Genomic DNA, 12556 nt, shown 5'->3' with positions numbered 1-12556 from the left:
CACCGTCGGATAGCTTAGGCCTCAAACCGATAAAAGCGCTTTGCGGTTTCGCAAAACACCTGGTCGTGGTCTGACGCAGGGACCAGCGCAAGATGTCTGGACGCGGTGTCATGGTAACTGGCACTCAGGCAGTCGACCGGAAAGTTTGATCCGAACATGCAGCGGCTGGCCCCGAACCGGGACAGGCAGGTTGAAACGATTGGCGCAACGGCCTCAGCGCTCCAGCCATGATCAAACATCCCAAGGCCCGAGAGCTTGCAATAGACCTGCGGCAAATCTGACAAGGCGCCCAGCGCATCGGCCCAAGCTCGCAACCCGAGCTCAGTGCGATCATGCGGCGACCCTGCATGACACAGCGCGACCTGCGTCGCAGGGGCTTGTTCAAGCACGGCTGCGGTTTCGGCCATAAGCTCGGGCAGCAATTGCAGATCAAAGGAAAGATCACGGTCCGCTAGTTTTTTCAAACCTTCCAGAAACTTTGGATCCTGCAGCAACGTATTCGTACCGGTCTTTGCATCCTCGCCCGGTGCGCGGCCAATGATCTGACGAACACCGCGCAGAGAAGGCAGCGTTTGAAGTCGGTCCAGCTGCGCATCCAGATCGTCAGCGGCCAGGTCACAGAACGCCACCTGCAGCACTGGCCAATCCGGGAACTGGTCAGCTACGGATTGGACCCATTGCGCCTCAGCCCACGGATCGGCCGCGCCAACCTGAATATGTACCGAAGCGCCAAAGCCCAGAGCGCTGGCCTCAGCACGAAACTCGGGCAGCAGATAGTTGCGCTGGATTGGTGTCGGGTCGCCAAAAAAACGGGCAACGCCTTTTTCCATCAGCCACGGGTAGGTCACGGCGGACAGATCCCAAAGATGGTGGTGCGCGTCGATCCTCATGGGGTTTCGATCCCTGTGGTTCTGGCCAGAATGTCGACCCCTTGCATTTTCCAGAAATGCAGCAGGTCGATGAAAATCCAGTTTTCGGCCAGTTTGTCACCGGCACGGCGATAGATATCGATCACCCGAAATTCTGCGGGTTTTCCGGTGGCCGGCATTCCCATGAAACCGCCGGACGGAACAGCTGTGAAGTTCGGCCAGCCAAAGAACCCGCCGTAATGCCCCTCGGCCAGGCGGCAGATATGTTTGGTTTTTGACCGCTCGGCGAAACTGGCGCGGAATGGCCCTGCGTGTTGTTTGGCGTAGCGATCAATCGTGTAGGTCGCGCCGATCCCTTCGGGCCCCCACCACAGCATGTCGTCATGCCAACTGCGGGCCAGTTCGTCCTCAAGGGTCAATCCGCTGTTCCATTGCCCCAGATCCGCGATCATCGAATTGATCACGGCCAGCGTCTTTTCGCCCTCTTCCACGGGCTGTTCGTCAAACAGAAGGCCATCATGCGTCCGCGGCCCGGGTTGTACCAGATGTTCGGCTGTCTGCGGCGGAAACGGGTTTTGCCCCGCCTGCACCATCAGGTGAGGGATATCGAAATACATCGCAGTTTCGACAATCTGTTCACCGACAATCCTGTAAAACGCGCAATAGCGCAGAAACGCCAGCTTTCCGGTCGGGCGTATGCCCAGCCATGCCCGATCGAATAGCCCCATCAGATGCCCCATCGAAACCACCCAGGTATCAGCGCTGTCATCCATCGAGTTCCGCCCGGCAAACAGGATATCCACTCGGTTCTGAATGCGCGTCAGGCTGTTTTTCAGTGGTTGCCAAAATGCCCGGGCAACCTGTTCTGCGCCATTGATTTCATTGAACGGATGAAAGCCCCGCCAAAGCATTTCGGGCGCGCAAAAGCGGGTCAGGACATCTGAAATTTCCTGATCTGACGCCGAGTCCAGGGCAGAGTGAAACGCGGCGACAAGGTTCTTTTCTGCGTGAAAGTTCACAGTATTTCCAATATTAACAGGTGGTTACGGGGTTGGTGCATCCGACGTGACTCGATTGCCAAACGTACCTTTGCATACGTATGCAAAAAAGTCTTGCCTGATTTGATATTTGTGACTTACATTTTTGCATACGTATGCAACGCGAATCCTTGCAGGGGGCACCATGGCGGAAATTCAATTGCGTAACGTCGGTAAACGCTGGGGTTCGTTTGTTGGGGTACATAACTTTGACCTGACCATCGCGGATCGTGAGTTTCTCGTCCTGTTGGGCCCGTCGGGTTGCGGGAAAACCACGACCATGCGGATGATCGCGGGGCTTGAGGATGTGACCGAGGGCGAGATCCTGGTGGATGGCAACGTCGTAAACGATCTGGAGCCCAAGGATCGTGACGTGGCGATGGTGTTCCAAAGCTATGCGCTTTACCCAAACATGAACGTCTACGAGAACATCCGCTTTCCTTTGAAAGTGCGCGGGATCGACCCCGCGACCCATGACGAAAAAGTACGTCGCGCCAGCGCCATGGTTGAGCTGGATGATTTCCTGCATCGCAAACCCGCCGAATTGTCCGGTGGTCAGCGTCAGCGCGTGGCTTTGGCGCGTGCAATCGTGCGCGAACCGAATGTGTTCCTGATGGATGAGCCGCTGTCGAACCTCGATGCCAAGCTGCGGGTATCGACCCGGGCGCAGATCAAGAACCTCAGCCACGAGCTTGCGGTGACCACGATCTATGTGACCCATGACCAGATCGAAGCGATGACGCTGGCCGATCGCGTTGTTGTCATGAAGCAGGGTGTGGTGCAGCAGGTGGGCAGCCCCACGGAAATTTATGATCGCCCAGCCAACACTTTTGTCGCCAGTTTTATCGGTTCACCGGCAATGAACCTGATGGAAGGTGAGGTTTCGGGTGGCATGTTCCGAACCGAGCATGTGGAAATCCCCGTGAGTGCGCCTGATGGTCCGATGACGCTGGGTTTCCGTGCGGAAGACGCCTCAATCGCCCAAGGGCAGGGGCAGATCACCGCCCCGATTTACACGCTGGAACTGCTGGGCGACGCGACCATGATCTCGGTCCGCGTCGGCGGCGCGCTGGTATCTGTCAAAGCGGACAAAGCATTCCGCGCCGAGATTGGCGAGATGGTCTCGTTCTCGGTGCCAACAGAAATCTGTCATCTCTTCGAAGCTGGAAGCGGTGCGCGGATCGGGGACTAACCCCAAAAAAGGCCCAACCGGGCAAAACACCGGTCCGGACGTCGACGACGGACCGATCCTGACAGGGAGACACATATGAAACTCAAGGCAATCCTGATGGCAGGGGCCATGTCACTGGCGGCAAGCGGTGCATGGGCAGCCTGCGATTATGAAAACACAACCGAAATCAAATCGCTGACCGCAAGCTTCGAGGCCTGGAAAGCCGTCACCGATGCGATGGCGGAATGCGGCAATTTCAGCCCCTCGCTGGATAACGAGTTCCGCGAAAAGCAGCCCGAGGCCTTTGCCGCGAACCCGTCGCTCTATCAGATTGGCGGCGTTTCGAACGCCACTCTGGTGCCGCTGCTGAACGCGGGCACCATCCGTCCGCTGGATGATCTGGTCGAGAAATACGGCCAGGATTTGTTGCCGAACCAGCTGATCAAGGTTGATGGCAAGGTCATGGCGATTGCCTTCATGGTGAACGCCCAGCATCTGATGTATCGCAGCGACGTTCTGGCCGATCTGGGCATCGAAGAACCCAAGACCTATGACGACGTTCTGGCTGCAGCCGCCAAGATCAAAGACGCGGGCGTCATGGATTATCCGATCGGTGGAACCTTCAAGACCGGTTGGAACCTTGGTCAGGAGTTCGTCAACATGTACCTGGGCGAGGGCGGTGCGTTCTTCGGTGACGGCAACATGCCCGCAATCAACAATGAACAGGGCGTGAAAGCCTTGGAAACGCTGAAAGCGATGACCGAGTACATGGACCCTGAATATCTGGTCTCGGATTCCACCTACGTTCAGCAACAGTTCCAGCAGGGCAAGATCGCGATGGCGAACCTGTGGGCCAGTCGCGCCGCGGCGATGAATGACGAGGCCGAAAGCCAGGTTGTGGGCAAAGTGACCATGGCGGCAGCGCCGATGGGATCTGCCGTACCTGCCACCACCATCTGGTGGGACGGTATCGTTCTTGCAACCAACATCAGCGACGAAGATGCAGCGGCTGCCTTCCAGGTTGCGATGGAAGGTATCGACGGCGATATGGTTGGCGCAAATAACGACACCGCTGTCTGGCTCAGCACAGCCTATACACCGGGCGACCTGGCAGCTGGTGCGGCGGCATCCGCGCAAAACGGTGCCAAAGCCTATCCGGCCTCGGGCCCGATGGGCATCATGCACACCTCTCTGGGCAACGGTCTGGCCGATTTCATGACCGGTGCGAAAGATGCGCAAACCACGCTGGCTGATATCGAGGCGGACTACATCACCGCCGCGAAAGAAGCTGGCCTGATCAGCAACTGATCTTCCTGCGGGAGGGCACGGCCCCTCCCGCATTTTTCCGAGAACCATGAGAAAGGCAGAGCCATGAATTTCAGGACATTTGCCGCCTTTGTAGGCCCCTCTGTCTTTATGATGCTTCTCTTTATTGCGTTCCCGCTGGTCAGCGTGTTCAAGCAGAGCTTTTATCTGACCCAGCCAGTCTATGAGACGGTGGAGAAAGAGACCTGCACACCCGGGTTTCTGACACAGACCTGTGTGACCGAAGAGGTGACACAGCCAGTGCTGGATGAACATGGCGAGATTGTAACCCGGACCGAATATGTCGGCTTGCAAAGCTATCGCAACGTGCTGGAACCGGAACGGGCCTGGCGCGCGGTGACCGAAGGAAACTGGAGCGTTTTGTCTACGATCAACTTCTGGAAGGCGTTGCGGTTTACGCTGACCTTTACCCTGATCACACTACCGCTTGTGATTGTCTGCGGGCTTGGCATTGCGGTGCTGATCAACAATGCCGCCAACTCGATCCGAGGGCCGGTCATATTCATCTCGTTGCTGCCCTTTATCATCACACCGGTCATCGGAGCCTTGTCGATCAACTGGCTGTTCCGGGGCGATGGCATCATGACGGCATTGCTGGAATGGTGGCTGAACCGGGATATCGCCCTGTTTGCGCAGGCCTGGACGATTGAGGTCCTGATGATGTTCTACCGTGTCTGGCACGTGGCCCCGTTTGCCGCCATCGTCTTTTATGCCGGTCTGCAGACCGTCAATCAGGACAGTCTGGAAAGCGCCGTGATCGATGGGGCGACCCGTTGGCAGCGCATGAAATACATCGTCATTCCGCATCTCATGCCGCTGATCATCTTCATTTCGATGATCCATCTGATGGACAGCTATCGCGTGTTCGAAGAGATCGTCGGTTTCTCAAGCCAGGGCTATGTCATCTCGTTGCAGTGGCTGACCTTTGACTTCCTGGTCCCTGATCAGGCGGGCAACCGGTCAATCAGCCGGGCCTCGGCCAGCGCCATGCTGACGATGATCGGTATCGTCATCCTTCTCATCCTTCCGCTGCGCCGGACATGGCGCGATCACAAAGGAGGTCACTGATATGTCCTCGCGCGCGCTTCGCCAACCGTTCAGCCTGCGGCTGACCTCGAACATATTCATGGCGATCTGGTGCCTGATCGCGGCCTTCCCGATCGTATGGATCGCGGTCATGAGCGTGAAGTCACCGGTTGATGCCTATGACAGCAACGCCTTGAATGTGATCTTTGGACCCGCAACGCTGGCCACAGGACACGGGATTTCGATCCTGGACGTTATTCTGGCCATCGCAACAATCTGGGTTCTGTTTCGGCTGACAACCAAAAAGCTGCCGCCGATGGTCAAATCCTATACGCGTCCGGGGCAGGAATGGTTCGGATGGCTGGTTGGCGTGCTGGTCCTTTTGGTTGTCGTGCTCTTGGTCTTTGTGGTCATCCTGCCGGCGGTTCTGAACATCCTGAACCCGCTCTTTGGCCCCCTGGGTCGTGACGTCATCGGGTTGACGACCGAGCACTATAAGACGGTCTGGGTCGACCGGGGCTTTTCGAACAACTTCAAGAATTCGCTGATTGTGACCACCGGGGTTGTGACGGTCTCGCTGACCGTGGGAACGCTGGCGGGCTATGGGCTGGCCCGCTCGGGGTCGACGCTGGCTTTCTGGATCCTGATCATCGCTCTGATTTTCCGCGCGCTGCCGCATTCGGTTCTGGTGGCAGGCTACTTGCCGGTCTTTATCAACTCGGCCGAATGGCTTGCCCCGATCCTGGGCGAGAACGCACCAACGCTGTATGGCAAACCCTTCGCAGTGATCGCGGTTCTGGTAGCCATCAACCAGCCGTTCACGATCTGGATGCTGCGGTCCTTCTTTCAGAACATTCCCGCCGAACTGGATGAGGCCGCGCGGGTGGATGGTTGCAACCATTTCCAGGCCTTCCGCCGGGTTATCATGCCGGTGATGTGGCCGGGTGTGATCACCACGGGGCTGTTCAGCTTCCTGCTGGCCTATAACGACTTTCTCGTGACCTCATTGCTGCTGGATGCCACGAACCAGACCATGGTTCCGGCCATCGCAGGCATGTTCAACCGTGAAACCACGACAACCGATCAGGTGGTTGCGGTGGCGGCGGCGGTGTCGATCATTGCACCGCTGTTCTTCCTGGTCATGATCTTCCAGCGCCAGATTGTCAGCGGATTGACTGCCGGGGCGGTCAAAGGCTGATGAGCAATCACGCCCGCCATAACGCCATGTCACGCCACCCGGCGCTGAACAGGATGCCGAGGGATTTTCTGAGCTTGGGGGGCGCTTCCCCCAATCTCACTCTCTTGCGCCCTGAAAGGATACAGACATGAAAGGTTCCCGCCCGGAACAAGCGGTTCTGACCCGCGACACGGACCTCAGCAAAACCGAAGACACCCGCCGTGTGATCGAGACCATGGTCGACGGCCTGAATGACCACCGGATTGACGACATTGGCGAGTTCTTCTCGCAAAGCTTTCGCTGGATGGGCAATCAGGGATGTGGCACCAAAACCGGCCTGAAAGAGTTTCAGGACAATTGGCAGCGCCCCTTTCAGGCGGCGTTTTCCGACAAGACCTGCATCGACGAAGCGCGTCTTTACATGGGGGAATGGGCCGCGGCTTTTGGCCGACAGGAAGCCACCCACTCGGGTGAGTTTCTGGGCATCGCGCCCACCGGCAAGCGGGTCGAGATCCGGTACATGGATTTCTGGAAAGTCGTTGACGGCAAGATCGTCGACAATTGGGTGAATGTGGATTTCGCGCATGTCGCGGCGCAATTGGGCGTCGACCTGTTCCAGGGAGAAGGCTGGGAAGCATTTGACCGGGGTGAGAAATCTCCGCCCCGGCCCGAAAACTGAGGATTAAAAAATGGCAATCGAGTATCTTAAACGCGGTAAGTCTGATGCTGACCGGGCTGAAGATGACGCCAAAACACGCGCTGTCGTTGAAGCGACGTTGAAAGACATCGAAACGCGCGGGGACGCCGCCGTTCGTGAGTTGAGCGAAAAGTTCGACGCCTATTCGCCGGCCTCTTTCCGCCTGAGCCAGCAAGAGATCGAAGACCTGATCGGCCAGCTGACCGATCGGGAACTGGATGACATCAAGTTCGCACAGGAACAGGTGCGCAATTTTGCCCAGGCGCAGCGGGATTCGATGCTGGATATCGAAGTGGAAACCATGCCGGGCGTCATTCTGGGCCACAAGAACATCCCCGTGCAATCGGTTGGCTGCTATGTACCCGGTGGAAAATTCCCGATGGTCGCCTCGGCCCATATGTCGGTGGCCACGGCCAGCGTGGCAGGTGTGCCGCGCATCATCGCCTGTACGCCACCGTTTCAGGGCAAGCCCAACGCGGCAGTGATCGCGGCGATGCATCTGGGCGGTGCGCATGAAGTTTACGTCATGGGTGGCATTCAGGCCATCGGCGCGATGGCGTTGGGAACCGAAACCATCGATCCCGTGCATATGCTGGTCGGTCCCGGCAACGCCTTTGTTGCCGAAGCCAAGCGTCAGCTGTTTGGCCGTGTGGGCATTGACCTGTTTGCAGGTCCGACCGAGACCATGGTGATCGCGGATGAAACCGCCGCCGATGCCGAACTCTGCGCGACCGATCTGCTGGGGCAGGCAGAGCATGGCTATAACAGCCCCTGCGTTCTGCTGACGAATTCACGCAAACTGGCCGAGGAAACGCTGACCGAGGTCGATCGCTTGCTGGGCATATTGCCCACCGCGGATACGGCCAAGGTGTCGTGGGCGGAATATGGCGAGGTGATCGTCTGCGACACATATGATGAGATGTTGCAGGTGGCCGATGACATAGCCTCGGAACATGTGCAGGTGATGACTGATCGCGATGACTGGTTCCTTGAGAACATGACCTGCTATGGCGCTCTGTTTCTTGGGCCGCGCACCAATGTGTCGAACGGCGACAAGGTTATCGGCACCAACCACACGCTGCCGACCAAGAAGGCCGGTCGCTATACTGGCGGGCTGTGGGTTGGCAAATACCTGAAAACGCACAGTTATCAGAAAGTTCTGACGGATGAGGCCGCGACCCTGATCGGCGAATACGGCTCGCGCTTGTGTATGCTCGAAGGTTTTGTGGGTCATGCCGAGCAGTGCAATGTCCGTGTGCGCCGTTACGGCGGGATCAATGTGCCTTATGGCGCGGCTGCGCCTTATCGGGATGCTGCAGAATAGGGGGCTTTGCCCCCGGCTTGCAGCCTCCCCCAGAGTATTTGGGAAAAGATGAAGTTGGACGTCCACACCCGCAATAAATCCCTCATCGCACCGCTTAGGGCCGCGATGTATGATTTCTCAGCGGCTGGCGTGCGCGGGGCGCTGGCCGAGGTGACCGCAACTGACGCGGTTTTTCGTTTGTGCCATCCGTTCGGCGACAGCATTGGCAGCGACGCGTTTTTTGACTGCGCCTACCGTGATCTTTTGACGGCCTGGCCGGATCTGGAACGTCGGGACTATATCGTCATGGCCGGACCGGATGAGTTCGGCGCAGATTGGGTCGGCTGTGGCGGGTATTATACCGGCACGTTCACCGGGCCTTGGCTGGATATCCCGCCGACAGGCCATCAAGTCACCATGCGGTTTCACGAGTTCTTTCGGTTGGAAGAGGGCAAGATCGTTGAGATGCAGGCGCTGTGGGATATCCCCGAAGTGATGATGCAAGCGGGTGCCTGGCCGATGGCGCCCAGCCTTGGCCGCGAATGGCACGTACCGGGGCCTGCCACCCAGGATGGATTTGTCCCGGGGCCATATGACGACGCCAAGGGCAAGGCGACCTGCCAGCACATCATCGATATGCTGGAGTATCTCAAGAAACATCCCTCGCAAGGTGGGCCTGAGGTGATGGAGATGGAGCGGTTCTGGCACCCGCGCATGAATTGGTATGGCCCTTCGGGGATCGGCACTGGCCGAGGTATTGCTGGGTTCCGCAACTGGCATCAGATCCCGTTTCTGAATGGAATGCCGGATCGTGGGCAATATGTGGATGACATCACCTATCACTTTTTCGGCGATGGGGAATATGCCGCTGTGACCGGTTGGCCCAACATGATCCAGACGGTGACCCATGATGGGTGGATGGGCATTGCGCCCTCGGGCAAGAAGATCACCATGCGCAGTCTGGATTTCTGGCGTTTGGAAAATGGCAGGATTCGCGAGAACTGGGTTCTGGTCGATTTACTGGATGCATACCGACAGCTGGGTGTTGACGTCTTTGCCCGTCTGCGGGAATTCAACAAGGCCCGCAATATGGGCCGTATTGATATCCCGGATGGACTGAGTTGATGACTGACCTGCCTCGCACCCCTTCGTTTTCTCTGGCTGGCAAATCCGCCCTTGTGACCGGCGCGTCCTCGGGCATCGGGCAGGGTTGTGCCGTGGCATTGGCCGAGGCAGGTGCGCATGTGGTGTGCGCCGCGCGCGGGGCGGACCGGTTGAACGACACCGTTGCCGCGTTGCAGGCGCAAGGCTGGTCGGCTGAGGCCCGGGTGCTGGATCAGGGGGATTTGGAGGCCACGCGCGCCTTGTTCGACGGCCATTGCTTCGAGGTGGTGGTGAACTCGGCAGGTTTGGCGCGCCACAGCCCGTCTGTCGAGACAACGCCCGAGGATTTCGACGCGGTCACGAACATCAACCTGCGATCGGCCTATTTTCTGTCAGCCTATGCGGCGCAGGCGCTGATGGCGGCGGGCAAGCGAGGCTCGATCATCCATATCTCAAGCCAGATGGGCCATGTCGGTGGTATCGACCGCGCCGTTTATTGCGCCACCAAGCACGGGCTTGAAGGTATGGTCAAAGCCATGGCCATCGAGTGGGGCAAGCAGGGCATTCGGATCAATACGGTCTGCCCGACCTTTATCCGCACGCCGCTGACACAGGTCACCTTCGACAATCCAGAACGCGCTGCATGGATCATGGACAAGATCAAGCTGGACCGTGTGGGCGAGGTCGAAGACATCATGGGCGCGGTGCGCTATCTCGCGTCAGACGCCTCGGCGCTGGTGACTGGCACATCGATGCTGATTGACGGAGGGTGGACGGCGGACTGATGTCTGAAAAGGTCACATCCTTGCAGGTTGCAGAACTGGCCGGGGTCAGCCAGTCGGCGGTCAGCCGCGTGTTCACGCCGGGCGCTTCGGTCAGCAAGAAAACCGAAGAGAAAGTGCGCAAAGCCGCCGCCGAACTGGGCTATCGCCCGAATGTTCTGGCCCGTGCGATGGTGTCGGGCAAAAGCCGTATCATCGGATTGGTGGTCGGATATCTGGACAACTACTTCTATCCCGAAGCGCTCGAGAAACTGTCGAATGCGCTGCAGGAACAGGGCTATCATGTTCTGATTTTCATGGCTTCGCGTTCGGCGGGGAATATCGATGACGTGATGGACGAGATCCTGGATTACCAGGTGGATGGGGTCATTCTGGCCTCGGTCCCGATGTCCTCGGATATCGCCATGCGCTGCCAGCAGGCCGGTGTGCCCGTCGTGTTGTTCAACCGCAGCCAGGATATCGAAGGCATCACCACCGTGACCTCGGACAACTATGCCGGGGGGCGCAAGGTCGCTGAATTTCTGGTGGCGGGTGGGCATGAGAAGATCGCCTATATCGCGGGCTGGCAAGGGGCCTCGACACAGCGCGACCGCGAGGCGGGATTTCGCGCTGCATTGGGTGAGGCCGGAAAGACAGTTTTCAAGATGGATACCGGAGAGTTTCATACCGAAAACGCCCGTGCCGCCGCCCGTCGCATGTTCGATGTTGCACCCGATGATCGGCCCGATGCGGTTTTTGTTGCCAACGACCACATGGCGCTGGCGGTCATGGACGTCATCCGGTTTGAACTGGGTCTGCGCATCCCCGAAGATATCTCGGTCGTGGGATATGATGATGTCCCGCCCGCCGCATGGCCGGCCTATAACCTGACGACGATCCGGCAACGGGCCAATATGATGGTGGCCGAAACCGTTGCGGCGCTTTTTGAACATATCGATACCCCGGAAACGGCCGGGCCGCGTAAGGTGGCCATTGACGGCCCGCTGATCGTGCGTACCTCGGCGCGTTTGCCAAAGGGTTGGACACCGCAAAGGACGAATACATGAAGGGCTTTGATCCTAAGTTCCGGGATTTTCCCGACTATATCATCGGCATCACCAAAGAGATTTGGGAAGACCGGGGCATTGCCACGCTGCACGACTATTACAGCGAGGATATTGTCGTGCGGTCGCCGGGATCGATTGTGCTGGGAAACCAGAATGTCATCGGGGCCACCATGGCCACGCTGGCCGAGTTCCCGGATCGGCAATTGCTGGGCGAGGATGTGATCTGGTCGGGCACGCCGGAAGACGGGATGCTCAGCTCGCACCGTATCCTTTCAACCGCGACACATCTGGCCGAAGGTGTTTATGGCAAACCAACCGGCACCAAGCTGCGTTACCGGATTCTGGCCGATTGCCACGCGATCGACAATCAGATCAACGATGAATGGCTGATCCGGGATCAGGGGGCCATCGTGCGGCAAATGGGGTGGGACCCCAAAGACTACGCCGCGGACCTGATTGCGCGTGAAGGTGGTGCAAAGGCCTGCATCAAACCTCTGACCCCCGAAAACGACCAGCCCGGCCCTTACACAGGCACGGGCAACGACAATGAATGGGGCCAGCGCTATGCCGATATCCTGACCCGGATCATGAATGCCGATATGGGCGCGATCGGCGCTGCGTATGATCGGGCGGTGCAGTCTGAATACGTTGGGGGCGTCACAGGTCACGGTTGGGATGCGGTGGACCGGTTCTGGATGGGGCTGCGGGCCAGTTTCCCGAATGCCCAGTTCAAAATCGACCACCAAATCGGTCGCGATGATCCGAACATGCCGCCTCGTGCCGCCATCCGATGGAGCCTTTGGGGCAAGCATGACGGCTGGGGCGTCTTTGGTGCACCGACAGGTGCGCAGGTGTATGTGTTGGGCATCAGCCATGGTGAGTTTGGCGAATTGATCGGCGGTCAGCCGCAATTGCGCCGCGAATACACGCTGTTTGACGAAACTTCGGTCTGGAAACAGATCCTGTTGCAAGGTGGAGAAGGTTAAGTGACCACAACGGTCTTGGCTCTGAACGCCAG

General features: G+C 58.3%; 12 protein-coding genes. 10 read left to right on the top strand and 2 right to left on the bottom strand.

What is annotated here, in order from left to right; all coding sequences use genetic code 11:
- Positions 1–14: 14 nt before the first annotated feature.
- Both ACR0AG_RS11335 and ACR0AG_RS11330 read right to left on the bottom strand, forming a co-directional pair.
- A complete protein-coding gene (locus ACR0AG_RS11335) occupies positions 15–890 on the bottom strand; it encodes an amidohydrolase family protein (RefSeq protein WP_480838855.1) in 876 nt (291 codons plus the stop codon).
- A complete protein-coding gene (locus ACR0AG_RS11330) occupies positions 887–1888 on the bottom strand; it encodes an ester cyclase (RefSeq protein ID WP_480838853.1) in 1002 nt (333 codons plus the stop codon). The genes ACR0AG_RS11335 and ACR0AG_RS11330 overlap by 4 nt, the downstream gene beginning before the upstream one ends.
- A 163-nt stretch (positions 1889–2051) precedes the next feature.
- Between ACR0AG_RS11330 and ACR0AG_RS11325 the strand changes: the two genes are divergently transcribed.
- From ACR0AG_RS11325 to ACR0AG_RS11280, 10 genes are all read left to right on the top strand, one after another.
- Complete coding sequence (locus ACR0AG_RS11325) at positions 2052–3098, top strand: ABC transporter ATP-binding protein (RefSeq protein WP_480838851.1); 1047 nt, start codon at positions 2052–2054, stop codon at positions 3096–3098.
- 75 nt (positions 3099–3173) lie between these two features.
- Positions 3174–4385 carry an ABC transporter substrate-binding protein gene (locus tag ACR0AG_RS11320; protein ID WP_480838849.1) on the top strand — a complete coding sequence of 404 codons (1212 nt, stop codon included), beginning with the start codon at positions 3174–3176 and terminating at the stop codon, positions 4383–4385.
- 63 nt (positions 4386–4448) lie between these two features.
- On the top strand, positions 4449–5471 hold the full coding sequence (locus ACR0AG_RS11315; protein ID WP_480838847.1) for a carbohydrate ABC transporter permease: 1023 nt from the start codon (positions 4449–4451) through the stop codon (positions 5469–5471).
- Between the two features lies 1 nt (position 5472).
- On the top strand, positions 5473–6627 hold the full coding sequence (locus ACR0AG_RS11310; protein ID WP_480838845.1) for a carbohydrate ABC transporter permease: 1155 nt from the start codon (positions 5473–5475) through the stop codon (positions 6625–6627).
- 127 nt (positions 6628–6754) lie between these two features.
- A complete protein-coding gene (locus ACR0AG_RS11305; protein ID WP_480838843.1) occupies positions 6755–7285 on the top strand; it encodes an ester cyclase in 531 nt (176 codons plus the stop codon).
- 10 nt (positions 7286–7295) lie between these two features.
- Positions 7296–8627, top strand: a complete 1332-nt coding sequence (gene hisD / locus ACR0AG_RS11300; RefSeq protein WP_480838841.1) for a histidinol dehydrogenase — start codon at positions 7296–7298, stop codon at positions 8625–8627.
- A gap of 48 nt (positions 8628–8675) precedes the next feature.
- Complete coding sequence (locus ACR0AG_RS11295; protein ID WP_480838839.1) at positions 8676–9731, top strand: ester cyclase; 1056 nt, start codon at positions 8676–8678, stop codon at positions 9729–9731.
- Entirely contained in the window at positions 9731–10495 is a 765-nt protein-coding gene (locus ACR0AG_RS11290) for an SDR family NAD(P)-dependent oxidoreductase (protein WP_480838837.1), read from the top strand. Before ACR0AG_RS11295 ends, ACR0AG_RS11290 begins: the two co-directional genes overlap by 1 nt.
- Positions 10495–11538: a LacI family DNA-binding transcriptional regulator gene (locus tag ACR0AG_RS11285; protein WP_480838835.1), complete on the top strand. Its 1044-nt coding sequence runs from the start codon at positions 10495–10497 to the stop codon at positions 11536–11538. Before ACR0AG_RS11290 ends, ACR0AG_RS11285 begins: the two co-directional genes overlap by 1 nt.
- Positions 11535–12524: a nuclear transport factor 2 family protein gene (locus ACR0AG_RS11280; RefSeq protein WP_480838833.1), complete on the top strand. Its 990-nt coding sequence runs from the start codon at positions 11535–11537 to the stop codon at positions 12522–12524. The genes ACR0AG_RS11285 and ACR0AG_RS11280 overlap by 4 nt, the downstream gene beginning before the upstream one ends.
- The last annotated feature ends 32 nt before the right edge of the window (positions 12525–12556 follow it).

The sequence above is a fragment of the Ruegeria sp. H6 genome (assembly GCF_056532975.1).
Note: the sequence above shows the minus strand (reverse complement) of the source record. Positions and strands in the feature narration are given on the sequence as shown.

Bases quoted from the DNA above. Each gene is read 5' to 3' on its own strand.
- ACR0AG_RS11335 (WP_480838855.1), bottom strand. From the start codon at position 890: ATGAGGATCGACGCGCACCACCATCTTTGGGATCTGTCCGCCGTGACC.
- ACR0AG_RS11325 (WP_480838851.1), top strand. From the start codon at position 2,052: ATGGCGGAAATTCAATTGCGTAACGTCGGTAAACGCTGGGGTTCGTTT.
- ACR0AG_RS11320 (WP_480838849.1), top strand. From the start codon at position 3,174: ATGAAACTCAAGGCAATCCTGATGGCAGGGGCCATGTCACTGGCGGCA.
- ACR0AG_RS11315 (WP_480838847.1), top strand. From the start codon at position 4,449: ATGAATTTCAGGACATTTGCCGCCTTTGTAGGCCCCTCTGTCTTTATG.
- ACR0AG_RS11310 (WP_480838845.1), top strand. From the start codon at position 5,473: ATGTCCTCGCGCGCGCTTCGCCAACCGTTCAGCCTGCGGCTGACCTCG.
- ACR0AG_RS11305 (WP_480838843.1), top strand. From the start codon at position 6,755: ATGAAAGGTTCCCGCCCGGAACAAGCGGTTCTGACCCGCGACACGGAC.
- hisD (WP_480838841.1), top strand. From the start codon at position 7,296: ATGGCAATCGAGTATCTTAAACGCGGTAAGTCTGATGCTGACCGGGCT.
- ACR0AG_RS11295 (WP_480838839.1), top strand. From the start codon at position 8,676: ATGAAGTTGGACGTCCACACCCGCAATAAATCCCTCATCGCACCGCTT.
- ACR0AG_RS11290 (WP_480838837.1), top strand. From the start codon at position 9,731: ATGACTGACCTGCCTCGCACCCCTTCGTTTTCTCTGGCTGGCAAATCC.
- ACR0AG_RS11285 (WP_480838835.1), top strand. From the start codon at position 10,495: ATGTCTGAAAAGGTCACATCCTTGCAGGTTGCAGAACTGGCCGGGGTC.
- ACR0AG_RS11280 (WP_480838833.1), top strand. From the start codon at position 11,535: ATGAAGGGCTTTGATCCTAAGTTCCGGGATTTTCCCGACTATATCATC.